The 13,828-nt window shown below is 64.3% G+C and carries 13 protein-coding genes; 3 read left to right on the top strand and 10 right to left on the bottom strand.

Annotation, left to right across the window (positions count from 1 at the left end):
* Window positions 1–7 precede the first annotated feature (7 nt).
* Window positions 8–1,960: an NHL repeat-containing protein gene (locus AC3EML_RS06415; RefSeq protein WP_488505175.1), complete on the bottom strand. Its 1,953-nt coding sequence runs from the start codon at window positions 1,958–1,960 to the stop codon at window positions 8–10.
* Between the two features lie 500 nt (window positions 1,961–2,460).
* On the opposite strand from AC3EML_RS06415, the gene AC3EML_RS06410 reads away from it, so the two are divergent.
* Window positions 2,461–2,715: a hypothetical protein gene (locus AC3EML_RS06410; protein ID WP_352496951.1), complete on the top strand. Its 255-nt coding sequence runs from the start codon at window positions 2,461–2,463 to the stop codon at window positions 2,713–2,715.
* Between the two features lie 5 nt (window positions 2,716–2,720).
* On the opposite strand, the gene AC3EML_RS06405 is transcribed toward AC3EML_RS06410, so the two are convergent.
* The 7 genes from AC3EML_RS06405 to bcoG all read right to left on the bottom strand — a co-directional run bounded on the left by AC3EML_RS06405 (window position 2,721) and on the right by bcoG (window position 10,463).
* Entirely contained in the window at window positions 2,721–3,656 is a 936-nt protein-coding gene (locus tag AC3EML_RS06405; RefSeq protein WP_352496952.1) for an alpha/beta hydrolase, read from the bottom strand.
* Between the two features lie 123 nt (window positions 3,657–3,779).
* The gene (locus AC3EML_RS06400; RefSeq protein WP_352496953.1) at window positions 3,780–4,562 is read right to left on the bottom strand and encodes a carnitinyl-CoA dehydratase; all 783 of its coding nucleotides are present in this window, start codon (window positions 4,560–4,562) and stop codon (window positions 3,780–3,782) included.
* The gene (locus AC3EML_RS06395) at window positions 4,555–6,633 is read right to left on the bottom strand and encodes an acetate--CoA ligase family protein (RefSeq protein WP_352521742.1); all 2,079 of its coding nucleotides are present in this window, start codon (window positions 6,631–6,633) and stop codon (window positions 4,555–4,557) included. The genes AC3EML_RS06400 and AC3EML_RS06395 overlap by 8 nt, the downstream gene beginning before the upstream one ends.
* A 3-nt stretch (window positions 6,634–6,636) precedes the next feature.
* Window positions 6,637–7,800 (bottom strand): acyl-CoA dehydrogenase family protein, encoded by a 1,164-nt coding sequence (locus tag AC3EML_RS06390; RefSeq protein ID WP_023694246.1) that lies wholly within the window; start codon window positions 7,798–7,800, stop codon window positions 6,637–6,639.
* Between the two features lie 4 nt (window positions 7,801–7,804).
* Window positions 7,805–8,899, bottom strand: coding sequence for a carnitine 3-dehydrogenase (locus AC3EML_RS06385; protein ID WP_352521743.1), 1,095 nt, complete (start codon window positions 8,897–8,899; stop codon window positions 7,805–7,807).
* 2 nt (window positions 8,900–8,901) lie between these two features.
* On the bottom strand, window positions 8,902–9,525 hold the full coding sequence (locus tag AC3EML_RS06380; RefSeq protein ID WP_023694248.1) for an HD domain-containing protein: 624 nt from the start codon (window positions 9,523–9,525) through the stop codon (window positions 8,902–8,904).
* A 14-nt stretch (window positions 9,526–9,539) separates the two neighbouring features.
* Window positions 9,540–10,463, bottom strand: a complete 924-nt coding sequence (gene bcoG / locus AC3EML_RS06375) for a 3-dehydrocarnitine:acetyl-CoA trimethylamine transferase BcoG (RefSeq protein ID WP_023668863.1) — start codon at window positions 10,461–10,463, stop codon at window positions 9,540–9,542.
* Window positions 10,464–10,541: 78 nt separating this feature from the next.
* Between bcoG and AC3EML_RS06370 the strand changes: the two genes are divergently transcribed.
* Window positions 10,542–11,522: a GlxA family transcriptional regulator gene (locus AC3EML_RS06370; RefSeq protein ID WP_023668864.1), complete on the top strand. Its 981-nt coding sequence runs from the start codon at window positions 10,542–10,544 to the stop codon at window positions 11,520–11,522.
* 61 nt (window positions 11,523–11,583) lie between these two features.
* On the opposite strand, the gene AC3EML_RS06365 is transcribed toward AC3EML_RS06370, so the two are convergent.
* Window positions 11,584–11,787, bottom strand: coding sequence for a hypothetical protein (locus AC3EML_RS06365; protein ID WP_023668865.1), 204 nt, complete (start codon window positions 11,785–11,787; stop codon window positions 11,584–11,586).
* 205 nt (window positions 11,788–11,992) lie between these two features.
* On the bottom strand, window positions 11,993–13,318 hold the full coding sequence (xylA, locus tag AC3EML_RS06360) for a xylose isomerase (protein WP_023816371.1): 1,326 nt from the start codon (window positions 13,316–13,318) through the stop codon (window positions 11,993–11,995).
* Between the two features lie 113 nt (window positions 13,319–13,431).
* Between xylA and AC3EML_RS06355 the strand changes: the two genes are divergently transcribed.
* Window positions 13,432–13,794 (top strand): nuclear transport factor 2 family protein, encoded by a 363-nt coding sequence (locus tag AC3EML_RS06355; RefSeq protein ID WP_352521744.1) that lies wholly within the window; start codon window positions 13,432–13,434, stop codon window positions 13,792–13,794.
* Window positions 13,795–13,828 lie beyond the last annotated feature (34 nt).

Here is a 13,828-nt window from a genome sequence, read left to right as displayed (position 1 = left end):
CCCCTCCTCAACGTTCGCAGCTGACGGCTGGGGTTCTGAGCGGCAAAGTCATCTTGCAGCAAGGGTAGTAGCCACCCTTGTCCTTGTCGGACTGCCTGTAGAAGCAAAGTCCAACATCGACTCTGTCGCCCGGAGAATGGCCGGTGATGTCGACCGTGTAAGGCTTACCGGGAGCATGCGACTGGGGTGATGTCACCCCGACGCCTGGTGTCATGGACTGGACCTTGATCGAATTGCCGCCAAAGCCGGCATGGTCATGGAGATAGAGGTCGGCCTGGAGGCCGCGAGGCGTGCAGTAGAACTGAACATCCTCGACATCGATGCACGGAGGCAGATCGCCGGGCGGTGGGAAGCCCGGCGGATAGAACGGCGGCAGATAACCGCCTGGGATCTCTTCATAATAGCCGGCACGGCCGTCGCAGGGGTGCCAGACCTCGACGTCGCCGACATGGCCTTCCACTTCCGGGTCTTCGAAATAGCCGTCGAAGTCGACGAACCACGAGCCGAAAGGCGGCACGTTGGCCGGCTTGACCAACGGCGTCGGCGTGATCTGCACGCCGTGCACGGCAAGCGGCCCGCCGGCGGCGAGCTGGTCGGCAAGTGTCGGGTTGTCGCGCAGCTTGTCGCCGGTGTTGACCAGCGTGTCGGTGCACACGCCGGTGTCGAGATTGCCGTCGGCGTCATAGCCATATTGCAGGTCGAGCCCACCGGCCGACTGCCGGTTGCCTTGCGGGAAGCCGACTGCATATTCCTGCGGCTCTTCCACCCAGACCGATTCCGTCGCCGGATCGTCCGGGTTTTCGCGCCAGTAGCGGATGACCTCGCCCTTGCCGGAATCGGCGAACTGGCTGTAATCGTAGCGATTCTCGACCGGGCCGCGCTGCGCCAGATACATGAAGCCCTGTTTGTCGAAGGCGATGTCGGTGACGGCGTAGTCCTTGTCGGCCTTGACCGTCAGCTCCCAGCGCGGATCACCGGCAAAGCTGCCATCGCGGGCAATGCCAACCGACCAGATCTCGGCCTTTTCGCCGACCGAATAATAGAGCCGGCCGCCATGATAGGCGACGGACCAGACGCGGCGTTCGTCCTGCGTGTAGCCCCATGTGTCGGGGTCTTCCGAGTCGAAGGCAGCACCCTGTATGTCCATCACCGCACCGTCATCGGCGACGGGAGCCAGCCCATGCGCCGGCCGCCCGGCAACGCCATGATCGAATGTGTCGATCAGCGTGCCGTTGGCGTCGAGGCGGTGGATGAAGCCCGTGTCGAGGTCGCTGGCGAAGAACTCGCGGTGATTGCTGTCGAAGCTGATGTCGCCGATGCCGGAACCGCTGTTGGTGTCAATGTCGGCGAATTTGGAGACCGCGCCGGTGATGCCGTCGATCTTCCAGATCGTGCCCGGACCGCCACCGCTTTCCGTGCCGAACTGGCCGTCCATGAAGACGGCGCCTGCGGTTCCGCGGCGCTGTCGCTCGGGCCGACCGTCGGCATCTTCGTCCGGGGTGACGATACGGATGCCGTGCAGCGAGGTCGCGCCAGCATAGAGGTTGGGGACGCCCGTGGGAACGCCGTCGCGCACACCGTCATCATAGGTAATGGCGAACACCTGGCCGATCTGTTCGGCCGTCACCTCGAAAGGCGGCGGCGTGTAGACGAGCTGGCCGGAAGCCGGTCCGCCGAGCGCCGAAACGTCGAAGACGCGCAAGGTGGCGCGCGTCGTGTCGATGAAGGTTTCGTCGACCGGGTCGACGCCGGGCGGCAGCCCCCCCCTTTCGGAATCGGCAGAGTCGAAATTGGGAATGACGGTGCCGGAAAATCCGGTGACCGCCATCGAGCCGGGATAGACGATCTGGGTTTCCTGCGCTTGGGCGGCTGTGCCCAACCAGAGCGTGGCGCTCAGCGCCAGGGCAAGCAAACCGCCGCCCAGATGGAGCGAACGGCGGAAACCGCTTGGAAACGACATGGACGCGCCGCGATCGCAGGACATAAAACTCCCCCCGAAGTTTTCGGGAGGAACATCCGGTCCGGCCGCGCGAAACAGGGCAAGGCGCGGCGTTCCGGCACGTTCGTCCCTGATCGAATTGTCTGCTTTCCTCATCTTCACGATACGCCTGCTCCTGCGCAGGGTCAACGGAATCAGCCGAAAGCCCAGCGCATCGACTCCATCCCGAAGGCGGTGGTCGCGCTGAGCTTGCGTTGGTCCCGGAGACCGTGGAGCCTCTGGGGTCCTGGTCATGGGGCATCCTTTCCGGCCCGCACCATGCGGCGCCTGGTCGTCAGTCGCCGGCTGGAGCAGAAAGGTTCATGCAAAACGGCGGCCGGGTCTGTCCGCCATTTCACAGAGGCGCGGCTAATTCCTTGTGTCAACTCAGGTGGAAAACAGTCTTGGCGCGCGAAAGACCGGCCGGCTTACTTACCGTCAGTGCCGGCTTCTGCTAGCGTCTTCCCAACCCTGGGGGGATCATGACACGCAGGCACTTCGTTCTCTTGCTGGCGGCGCTTTTTCCATGTGCGTTGCCGGTCCATCAATCCGTAGCCAAGACCTTGGTCTACTGCACCGAGGTTAGCCCCGATACGTTCGATCCCGCACTCGCCTCCGGATCCCGCGACGCCTCGGCCACCGCTCTCTACAACCGCATGGTCGAGTTCGAGCCCGGCACCACCAAGGTGCGCCCCGAGCGCATGGCCGAGACGCTGATCGCCTTTGTCCGCGGCTGAGCCGTTCACCAGATCCAGTCGCCTTTGCCCAGCACGGAAACCGCCTCGACAATGCGGCTGAAGGAGGCGCGGGCCCGGCCAACCGTGTGCCTGGCCCGGAGATAGCCGTGCACCAGTCCCGGCTCCTCGAACCAGGTGGCATGGCCGCCGGCAGCGAGGACGCGGTCGCGATAGGCCTCGCCGTCCGACGACAGTGGGTCACACTCAGCGGTGATCAGCACTGTCGGTGGCAGGCCGGTAAAATCTGCGTCGGCCATTGGATACAAAGTGATGTCGCCGGTCCCATCGACGCCGCCGGTGCGGATATCCCTGTAGAAGTCGAGATCGCGCACCGTCAGCATCGGCGCTTCCGCATGCGTCAAATAGGAGCCTTGCGAACGGTCGCCGCCGAGGCCGGGATAGATCAGCACCTGGCCGATCGGCTTTTTGGCATGGCTGCGCGTTGCGTGGGCGACAGCCGCGCAGAGATTGCCGCCGGCGCTGTCGCCGCAGAGCAAAATAGGGCAGTCGTAGTTCGAGGCCGCCCATTCGAAGGCATGCAGCGCATCGTCGAAGGCGGCAGGGTGCAGATGCTCTGGCGCCAGCCGGTAGCCGATGGAGACCACTTCGAAGCCGGTCCGGGCGCACAGCTCGGCGCAGACATCGTCATGGCTGTCCAGCCCACCGAGGATGAAGCCGCCGCCATGGATGTAAAGCACCATCGCGTCCCGGTTGGGTGAGGCAGAGCGATAGATGCGGATCGGGATGTCGTGGGCGGCAATGAAAGTCGTTTCCGCCGTCACACCATTGGGATAGCCGGCAAAGAACTCGCGGCACATCCGGTCATAAATCGCACGCTGCTGGGCGATGGTGTAGTCGATCGTATCGGGCGGGTAATAGGAATTGGTCCGCTCGATGAAGGCCCAGGTCTCGGCATCGATGAGGGTTTTGTAGTCGGTCATGCAGCTCCTTTACCTCCCCCTTGATGGGGGAGGTCGCCGCGAAGCGGCGGGTGGGGGTGGTGGCGCATCACCCCACCCCGGACCTTCGGTCCGACCCTCCCCATCGAGGGGAGGGTAAAGAGGCTACTTCCCCTTCCACACCGGGTCGCGCTTCTCCGCAAACGCCCGGAACCCTTCCATACCGTCCTCGGAGCCATAAAGCGCATCGACCGTCGCCAGTTGCCGGCGCGTGACGCGGTTCATGGCATCCTGGAAGGTCAGCGCCTCGGCCACCCGCGCCGTCTCCTTGATCGCGGCAAACACCAGCGGCGGGCCGCTGGCCAGTAGCCTTGCGACCTCCCAGACGCGGTCTTCAAGCTTTTCCTTGGGCAACACTTCGTTGACCAGGCCCCAGCGATGCGCTTCCGCTACATCCATCCAGCGGCCGGTGAGCAAGAGGTCCATGGCGACGTGATAGGGAATGCGCTTCGGCAACTTGATCGTCGCGGCATCCGCCAGCGTGCCGGCGCGGATTTCGGGCAGCGCGAAGGAGGAATGATCCGAGGCGAAAATGAGGTCGCAGGACAGCGCTAGCTCGAAGCCGCCGCCCACCGCCATGCCGTTGACGCAGGCAATGACCGGCTTGTTCATGTCGCGCAGCTCCTGCAGGCCGGCAAAACCGCCGATGCCATAGTCGCCGTCGACCGCGTCGCCACCGGCGGCTGCCTTCAAATCCCAGCCGGCGCAGAAGAACTTGTCGCCGGCGGTCTTGACGATGGCGACGCGCAATCCGGGATCGTCGCGGAACGCCTTGAAGGTCTCGCCCATCAGCCGCGAGGTCCTGAGGTCGATGGCGTTGGCCTTGGGCCGGTCGAGCGTGACCTCGAGGATGGTGCCCTCGCGGCGGGTCGAAATGACGTCAGACATTCTTCTTCTCTCCCAGCACCAGCAGCGCGTCGGCGATCCAGGCGCCCTTGCCCTCGGCGCAGACGATCAGCGGATTGATGTCGAGTTCCTCGATCTCTCCGGCATTCGTCTGCACGAAGCCGGCAATGCCCGCGATGGCGTCGATGGCAGCGCCGATATCGGCCTTGGGCCGGCCACGATAGCCGTCGAGCAGCGGAAACAGTTTGAGGCCACGCAGGGCGGCCTCGATGTCGTCGCGCGTCGCCGGCAGCATCAGCGTGACGCTGTCGCGCAACAGCTCGACCAGCACGCCTCCGGTGCCCAGCGTCATGACCGCGCCGAACATCGGATCGCGGGTGAAGCCGACGATCAACTCGGCAACGCCGTCGCGCACCATGCGCTCGACATAGAGGCCGGTGCCGAGCGGCAGCAGATCATGCGCCGCCGTGCTGACCGATTCGGCGTCTTTCAGATTGAGCCGCACCGCGCCGACTTCCGACTTATGGGTGACGCCGAGCGCCTTCAGCGCCACCGGGAAGCCGAGCGCCATCGACGAAATCACCGCCTCTACGGCGTTAGCGGCACGTTCTGCCTTCGGCACCGGCAAGCCGGCCTTGATCAGCCGCGCCTTGGCTTCGGCCTCGTCAGGGGTGACATGATCGCCGCCGGCAGCACCTGCAGCCGACGTGTCGATCGGCTGCGCCTGCGGCTCGGCCCAGGCCCAGCCGATGAAGGCCGCCGCGCCTGCGGCATCCATGGCCTCGGAAATACCGAACAACGGCACCATGCCGCGCGCCATCAGCTCGGCGGTGTATTCCTCCGGCAGGTTCTCCGGCAGCGACGAGACAATCGCGCCATGCGCCTTGTTGGTCTTCAGCGCCGATTCGAAGGCGCGCAGCGTCGCCCACCAGTCGGTGACCGAGCAGCGGTCGGGGCGCGGGAAATCGAGCACCAGCATGTTGAGGTCGAAGCCGCCCGACACCATGGCGGTGAAGGTGGCGGTCATCGCCGGTTCGTTGTTCCAGATGAAGGTGTGATAGTCCAACGGGTTGGCGACCGCGACCAGCGGCCCGAGCGTCGATTTGACATGGGCGCGGTGCTTGCTGGTGAGCTCCGGGAAATTGACCCAGCGGCCTTCGGCGCTGTCGGCCATGACCGAGGCTTCGCCGCCGGAGCAGCTCATCGACGACAGACGATAGCCGGGCAGCGGCCCGGTGACATGCAGCAGCTTCAGCGCCTCGATGAAAGCGGGGATGGAATCGACGCGGGCAATTCCGAGCCGCCGCAGGAATGCGCCCGAGGCAGCGTCCGAGCCGGCCAGCGATGCCGTGTGCGAGACCGTCGCCTGCCGCGCCTGTTCGGAGCGACCGACCTTCATGGCGATGATCGGCTTCTTCAGTTCGCGCGCGCGCGCGGCCAGCTTCTCGAAGCCGGCTACCGAATCGAAGGCTTCGATGTGCAGGCCGAGCGAGGTGACGCGCTCATCCTCGATCAGGCCAAGCGCCATTTCGGAGAGGCCGGTCTGCGCCTGGTTGCCGGCGGTCATCAGGAAGGCGATCGGCAGGCCGCGCTTCTGCATCGTCATGTTGATGGCGATGTTGGAGGACTGGGTGATGATGGCGACGCCTTTGGCGCCTTCGGGCAGCCGGATGCCGCCATGCTGGTCGGGCCACAACAGCGCGCCATCGGCATAGTTGATCAGGCCGTAGCAGTTCGGCCCGATGATCGGCATCTGGCCGGCCGCGGCCACCAGTTCGGCCTGCAGCCGCTCGCCGTCGTCGTCATAGGCCTCGGTCTCGAGAAAGCCCGCGGCAAAACAGACGGCGCCGCCGGCGCCGCGCTCAGCCAGCGCCTTGATTACCTCGATGGTGAGATGCCGGTTGACGCCGACAAAGGCGGCGTCGGGCGCCCCGGGCAATTCGGCGACCGAGCGATAGGCCTTGCGGCCGGCGACCTCGTCCTTGTTCGGATGCACCGGCCAGATTTCGCCGACAAAGCCCATCTTGATCGATTGGGCGACGACGGCGGCGGCCTGGGCCCCGCCGAACACCGCGATGGATTTTGGGCGCAACAGACGCTCAAGCTTGTGCATGGGTTATGCCCCGAACGGGCGCAGCAGCGCCCGCGAAATGATGTGGCGCTGGATTTCCGACGTCCCTTCCCAGATGCGCTCGACGCGGGCGTCGCGCCAGATGCGTTCCAACGGCAGGTCGTCCATCAGCCCCATGCCACCATGGATCTGGATGGCTTCGTCGGCAACGAAGGCGAGCATTTCGGTAGCCTTCAGCTTCGCCATGGCCATGTCCTGATCGGTGACGGTGCCCTGATCGTACTTCCAGCCGGCTTCGAACACCATCAGGTCCGCCGCCTTCAATTCGGTCGCCATGTCGGCGAGTTTGAACGACACGCCCTGGAACTTGCCGATCTGCTGGCCGAACTGCTGGCGCTGCGCGGAATATTCGATGGCATGACCGAGCGCCCGCTCGGCGCGGCCGAGACAGGTGGCGCCGACCTGCAGGCGCGTGGCGCCGAGCCAGGAATTGGCGACGTCGAAGCCCTTGTGGACCTCACCCAGCACCTGGCTTGCCGGCAGGCGGCAATCGTCGAATTCGAGGATGGCGTTGGTGTAGCCGCGATGCGAGACGTTGCGGTAGCCGTCGCGCACGGTGAACCCCTTGGTGCCCTTGTCGACGAAGAAGGCGGTGATCTTCTTGCGCTTGCCGCGCGGCGTTTCTTCCTCCCCCGAAGCCATGAAACAAATCGCGAAATCGGCAAGATCGGCATGGGAGATGAAATGCTTGGTGCCGTTAAGGACCCAGTCGTGGCCGTCCTGCACCGCGGTCGCCTTCATGCCTCGCAGGTCGGAGCCGGCGCCGGGCTCGGTCATCGCCAGGCAGTCCCACTTCTCGCCGCGGATGCACGGGAACAGGTACTTTTCGCGCTGCTCGGGCGTGCCGGCGAGCAGGATGTTGGAGGGGCGCGCGACGCAGGTCCAGTGCAGCGCATAGTTGGCGCGGCCGAGTTCCTTCTCGTAGAGCAGCCAAGTCACCGTATCGAGGCCGGCGCCACCGACATCGGCCGGCATGTTGGCCGCATAGAGCCCGGCTTCGATTGCCTTGACCTTGATCTCCTCGATCAACTCGCGGCGCAGCACGCCGGTACGCTCGACCTCGCGTTCATGCGGGTAAAGCTCATTCTCGACGAACGCGCGCGTCGTCTCGACGATGAGCTTCTGTTCCTCCGAAAGACCGAAATCCATGGCCTCAGCCTTTCTTCTTTTTCTTCGGCTTTTCCGCCTTCTTCACCGGCTTCGATGCCTTGGCCTTCTCTGCGGCCTTGGAAGCGGCCGGCTTCTTCGCCGCCAGCTTGGCCAGCTGCTTGGTATAGTCCTTGTGCAAGGTGCCGGCGCCCCAGCCCTTGCCTTTGTTCTGTTTCGACAGAGCATCCATGATCGCGACCAGATTGTCGTCGCGGATCCTTTCCAGCTCACGGATCGACAGGCCGTGCGCCTGGTCGTCCGACTGGGTGGCGATCAGATCGACCAGCTCGTCGTTGAACTCCGGCACGTCCATCAGCTTGGTCCACGGCCATTTCAGGCACGGCCCGAACTGCGCCATGAAGTGGCGCATGCCGGCCTCGCCGCCGGCGACGCGGTAGACCTGGAACATGCCCATCTGCGCCCAGCGCAGGCCGAAGCCATAGCGCATGATGTCGTCGAGTTCCTCGACCGTGCAGATGCCGTCCTTGATCAGCCACAGCGCCTCGCGCCAGGCCGCTTCGAGCAGGCGGTCGCCGACAAAGGCCTCGATCTCCTTGCGGATCACCACCGGCTTCATGCCGATCGAGGCATAGATTTCCTTGGCAACCTCGATCGCTTCGGGGAACGTCTGCTCGCCGCCGACGATCTCGACCAGCGGCAGCAGGTAGACCGGGTTGAAGGGATGTCCGACAACCAGCCGCTCCGGATGCTTCTTCATCGCCACCTGCATGTCGGTCGGCTTGATGCCGGAGGTAGACGAGCCGACGATGGCGTTGGCCGGCGCGTAGAGATCGATCTCGGCCAGCACGCGGTGTTTCAGGTCGAGCCGCTCCGGCACGCTCTCCTGGATGAAATCGGCGTCCGCCACCGCCTCGGCGATGGTCTTGGCAAAGGTCAGTCTGCCTTCCCTGGGCAGGCCGCCGGGAACCATCTGCTTGTAGGCGCGGCGCGCGCCCTTCATCACTTCCGAGACCTTGCGCGACGCTTCCGGGTCCGGATCGAAGATCGACACATCGATGCCGTTGAGCAGCAACCGCGCCACCCAACCGGCGCCGATGACACCGCCGCCAATGGCGGCTGCCTTGTTGATGATGCTCATGGTCAGGCTCCGGTTCTTGTCTTGGCGGTTTCGGGGTCGATGAGAGGCACGCGCTCGCCGACGCGGATCACGGAGGGGTCGTAGGCCTTGCGGGCGAAGACTTCGAGCACGAACTGGCGGAAGAATGCGATCGGCAGCGTGTCGTAGTCCGGGTCGAAGCTCGACTGGTCCCAGCGTTCGCAAAACTGGTCGCAATCGTCGAAATAGGCATGGCCGGCGAAGCGGTCGCGAGCATGGCGGTTGCCGCCGAGATGATGCGCGTAATAGAGCCGCTGGAAGTCGCCATGCTTTCCCACCACCCAGGTGCATTGCTCGCGCACGAAAGGTTTCAGGATCGAGGCGGCGTATTCGTCGTGATTGTAGGGAGCGTAGATGTCGCCGATGTCGTGCAGCAGCGCGCAGGCGATCCAGTCGGTGTCGGCGCCGTCACGCCAGGCCCGCGTCGCCGCCTGCAGCGAATGGCCGAGCCTGGTGATCTTGTAGCCCGACAGGCCTTCGTCGAGTTGCACCAGTGCGTCGAGCAGCCGCTCGCCGGTCCTGGCGGCATAGTCGATCTCATGGGCGGTCAGGAACTCGTAGTCTTGCCTGTCGCCATCCTTCATCGCAGTGAATTTGACGGTAGCCATGATCCGCTCCCGTCTTAAGCAGCCGCTGCGATCGGCGCCCGCTTGGTGAGGTTGAGCTTCCTGCGCACTTCCTCCGGCCCCAAAATCCTGGCGCCGAGATTGGTGACGATGCTGGCGGCGCGCTCGACCAGCTGCGCATTGGTGGCCAGCACGCCCTTGTCGAGCCAGAGATTGTCTTCGAGACCGACGCGGACATTGCCGCCGGCGAGCACTGCAGCGGCTGCATAGGCCATCTGGTTGCGGCCGATGGCGAAGGCCGACCAGTTCCAGGTCGACGGCACGTTGTTAACCATGGCCATGAAGGTGTTGAGGTCGTCCGGCGCCCCCCACGGCACACCCATGCAGAGCTGCACCAGCGCGTCGGGATTCAAGACCTTTTCTTCGACCAGCTGCTTGGCGAACCAGAGGTGGCCGGTATCGAAGGCTTCGATCTCCGGCTTGACGCCGAGCGCCGTCATCATGCCGCCCATTGCGCGCAGCATGCCGGGCGTGTTGGTCATGACATAATCGGCCTCGGCGAAGTTCATGGTGCCGCAATCCAGCGTGCAGATTTCCGGCAGGCACTGGCGCACATGTTCCATGCGGTTGGTGGCGCCGCCCATGTCGGTGCCTTTTTCATTGAGCGGCAGCGGCGCTTCCGGTGAGCCGAACACCATGTCGCCGCCCATCCCGGCGGTCAGGTTCAGGATCACATCGACTTCTGCCGCGCGGATGCGGTCCGTCACTTCGCGGTAGAGATGGACATCGCGGCGCGGCTTGCCGGTCTCGGGGTCGCGGACATGGCAGTGGACGATGGCGGCACCGGCCTTGGCCGCATCGATCGCCGAATCGGCGATCTGCTTGGGCGAGCGTGGCACATGCGGGGAGCGGTCCTGCGAGCCGCCGGACCCGGTCACGGCACAGGTAATGAAAACCTCACGGTTCATCGCGAGCGGCATGGACATCTCCTCCCCATAGAAACAGACCCTAACAATGACCGACTTGCCGGAAACTGTTTTGCAATTTACGAAGCTCTCGTGATCAAAAGCGAAAAACCGACCATCTTTCGCGCTGAGCGATCGCCGCTCAAGGTGACGCTGCTGGTGTTTTCAGGCTCGTCCATCATGTGCGTGGCGTCGACCGTCGACCCGCTGCGCGCCGCCAACCGCATCTCAGGCGAGACGCTGTTCGATTTCAAACTGGTCTCGGTCACCGGCGAGGCGCCGGTCACCACATGCGGCCTGCCGGTGGCGGTCAGGGGCCGCTTCGATGCGGCCGAGCCGACCGACGTGCTTGTCGTCGTCGCCGGCTTCGGCACCCAGAATTACGCGACATCGGCTCTGCTTTCCGGATTACGGCGAGCGGCCCGCGCGGCTCGCGCCTGCGGCGGCGTCGAGGCCGGCACATGGCTGGTGGCGCGCGCCGGCCTCCTCGAAGGCCGCAGCGCCACCACCCATTGGGAAGACATGGAGGATTTTTCCTCCGCCTTTCCCGGCGTCGACGTGCGTCCGGACCGCTACGTCATCGACGGACCGGTGTTCACCTCGGGCGGGGCGTCGCCGACCTTCGACCTGATGCTGCATCTGATCCGCACCCGGCTCGGCATGGCCGTCGCGCTCGATGTCGCCAGCGTCTTCATCTACGACCAGGCGCGCGCCGCGACCGACGCGCAGCCGCTGGTCTCGCTCGGCCGGCTCGACGGCTACGACCCGCGTCTGGCGCAGGCTATCCGGCTGATGGAATCGCATGTCGACCAGCCGCTGACCATCGACGCGGTGGCAAAACGCGCCGGGGTGACGGCGCGGACATTGGAGAGCATTTTTCGCAAGTCGATCGGCGAGACGCCGGGCGCATATTATCTCAGGCTGCGGCTGGGCGCGGCGCGGCGGCTGGTGGTCGACACGCGGATCGCCATGGCGGATATTGCCGGGCGGACGGGGTTCTCGTCCGCCGCGGCATTTTCCAGAGCGTTTTCAAGAGCGTTCGGCGAAGCCCCGGTCAGGCTGCGCCGAGGTTGATGCATGTCGCCCAAAAGTGTGTCGCGGTTTTGGGATTACGACATGCACGGACAAAGGGAGATCAGGCTGCGTTCTGTCGATCGCTGCCGGCGTCCATCTGCGAGCGCATCTGCCTCGCCAGACGGACTTCAAATCGGCTGCTGACAGCACGATCCCATTCGTTTTTCACGCTGTCGGTCGGCCGCGGCAGCGCCATCAGCCGGTCGATGATCGATCCGGTCTCGCCGGATGAGAGCAGGGCGTCGATTTCGCGTTCATGCTGCATATCGGTTCGCCTCCTTCCTTTTCACCCGCCACAACCGCATCCTTATACGAGATACGTGACGGCAGTTTGAAGGCAAGAGCGAGGTCATTGAGGGGCGCCAAAGGGCAAACCCTTGTCGTCGGATAGGGTCTTGCGCAAACCCCATTCCGGGGCGGCCGGAATGTTATCCAGCCACCCTTGAGCACAACGAATTGGCTTTCCGCCCTCAGACGTAGCGGTTGACGATGTTTTCCAGCAACTCCTGGCGGCCGGAGCGTGGCTGCGGCTCGATCTTCTTCTTCACCACGCGCTCGGCGATGTCTTCCAGCGAGCGCTTGCCCGACAGCATCGCCTTGCCCTCGGCCGTGTTCCAACCGGCATAGCGCTCGGCCAGCGGACCCGACAGCGCCTTGTCCTCGACCATCTTGGCGGCTGCCTTGAGACCTCGTGCGCAGGAATCCATGCCGCCGATATGGCCGATCAGCAGGTCCTGCGGGTCGAGCGACTGGCGGCGCAGCTTGGCGTCGAAATTGGTGCCGCCGGTCTTGAAGCCGCCGGCCTGCAACACCTGGTAATAGGCCAGCGCCATCTCCGGCACATTGTTGGGGAACTGGTCGGTGTCCCAGCCCGACTGGTAGTCGTTGCGGTTCATGTCGATCGAGCCGAAGACGCCGAGCGCATTGGCCAGCGCCAGCTCGTGCTCAAAGGAATGGCCGGCAAGAATCGCGTGGCCCTGCTCGATGTTCAGCTTCACTTCCTTCTCCAGCCCGAAGCGCTTGAGGAAACCGTAGACCGTGGCAACGTCGTAGTCGTACTGATGCTTGGTCGGCTCCTGCGGCTTCGGCTCGATCAGGATCGTGCCTTTGAAGCCGATCTTGTGCTTGTAGTCGACGACGAGACTGAGGAAGCGCCCGGCCTGCTCCTGCTCGCGAGCAAGATCAGTGTTGAGCAGCGTTTCATAGCCCTCGCGCCCGCCCCACAGTACATAATTCTCGCCCTTCAGCCGCTTCGTGACGTCGATGCAGCTTTTCACCGTCGCCGCCGCATAGGCGAAGACATCCGGATCGGGATTGGTGGCGGCGCCCGACATGAAGCGGCGGTTGGAGAACAGGTTGGCCGTGCCCCAGAGCAGTTTGACGCCGGTCTTCTTCATCTTGGCGGCAAAATAGTCGGCGATCTCGTCGAGCCGCGCGGCACTTTCGGAGAAATCCTTGCCTTCCGGCCGCACGTCGGCGTCGTGGAAGCAGAAATAGGGCGCGCCGAGCAGCGAGAACATCTCGAAGGCGACGTCGGCTTTCAGCTTGGCCATTTCCATCGTGTCGACGCCGCCAGCCTTGGGAAACCAGGGCCGGTCGAAGGTCTGGCCGCCAAAGGGATCGCCGCCCGGCCAGGCGAAAGAATGCCAGTAGGCGACGGCGAAGCGCAGATGGTCTTCCAGCCGTTTGCCGGCCACCACCTCGTCGGGATTGTAGAAGCGGTAGGCCAGCGGATTGGTCGAATCCGGCCCCTCATACTTGATCGCTTTGATGTCGCCGAAAAATCCGCTGCTCATGATTTCTGTCCTCTCTCGAATAGTTCGCCCTGATTACCTCAGGCGTAATTGGTTTCGCTCTCGCTCGGGGTGAAAAGGCTCGTGTCAAAGCCACTCAACGAAGGAGACAGACCATGACCGACCTCAACACGATCGCCCAGAACTACATCACCGCCTGGAACGAGGCCGATGCGGATCGCCGCGCCGAACTGCTCAAGGCCACCTTCACGGAAGACGTCAGCTACCGCGATCCGCTGATGCAAGGCGACGGCCATGCCGGCGTAGCCAAGCTGATCGACGGTGTACAGCAGCGCTTCGCCGGCTTCCGGTTCTCGCTGAAGGGTACGCCGGACGGGTTTGGCGACCGCATCCGCTTCTCGTGGAATCTTGGGCCGGAAGGCGTGCCGTCGGTTATCGAAGGCACCGATATCGGTGTTATCGAAAATGGGCGCCTGAAGAGCGTCACCGGGTTTCTGGACAAGGTGCCGGCGCAGTGATCGATTAAGGGTGGCGCGAGACACCCCCCTCTGC

The sequence above is a fragment of the Mesorhizobium sp. P170090 genome (assembly GCF_057786115.1).
Note: the sequence above shows the minus strand (reverse complement) of the source record. Positions and strands in the feature narration are given on the sequence as shown.

Excerpts from the sequence above, each read along its gene's own strand:
- AC3EML_RS06385 (WP_352521743.1), bottom strand. The coding sequence starts at position 8,899 with ATGAGCATCATCAACAAGGCAGCCGCCATTGGCGGCGGTGTCATCGGC.
- AC3EML_RS06365 (WP_023668865.1), bottom strand. The coding sequence starts at position 11,787 with ATGCAGCATGAACGCGAAATCGACGCCCTGCTCTCATCCGGCGAGACC.
- AC3EML_RS06395 (WP_352521742.1), bottom strand. The coding sequence starts at position 6,633 with ATGCACAAGCTTGAGCGTCTGTTGCGCCCAAAATCCATCGCGGTGTTC.
- AC3EML_RS06390 (WP_023694246.1), bottom strand. The coding sequence starts at position 7,800 with ATGGATTTCGGTCTTTCGGAGGAACAGAAGCTCATCGTCGAGACGACG.
- AC3EML_RS06405 (WP_352496952.1), bottom strand. The coding sequence starts at position 3,656 with ATGACCGACTACAAAACCCTCATCGATGCCGAGACCTGGGCCTTCATC.
- AC3EML_RS06415 (WP_488505175.1), bottom strand. The coding sequence starts at position 1,960 with ATGTCGTTTCCAAGCGGTTTCCGCCGTTCGCTCCATCTGGGCGGCGGT.
- AC3EML_RS06410 (WP_352496951.1), top strand. The coding sequence starts at position 2,461 with ATGACACGCAGGCACTTCGTTCTCTTGCTGGCGGCGCTTTTTCCATGT.
- AC3EML_RS06355 (WP_352521744.1), top strand. The coding sequence starts at position 13,432 with ATGACCGACCTCAACACGATCGCCCAGAACTACATCACCGCCTGGAAC.
- AC3EML_RS06400 (WP_352496953.1), bottom strand. The coding sequence starts at position 4,562 with ATGTCTGACGTCATTTCGACCCGCCGCGAGGGCACCATCCTCGAGGTC.
- AC3EML_RS06380 (WP_023694248.1), bottom strand. The coding sequence starts at position 9,525 with ATGGCTACCGTCAAATTCACTGCGATGAAGGATGGCGACAGGCAAGAC.
- bcoG (WP_023668863.1), bottom strand. The coding sequence starts at position 10,463 with ATGCCGCTCGCGATGAACCGTGAGGTTTTCATTACCTGTGCCGTGACC.
- xylA (WP_023816371.1), bottom strand. The coding sequence starts at position 13,318 with ATGAGCAGCGGATTTTTCGGCGACATCAAAGCGATCAAGTATGAGGGG.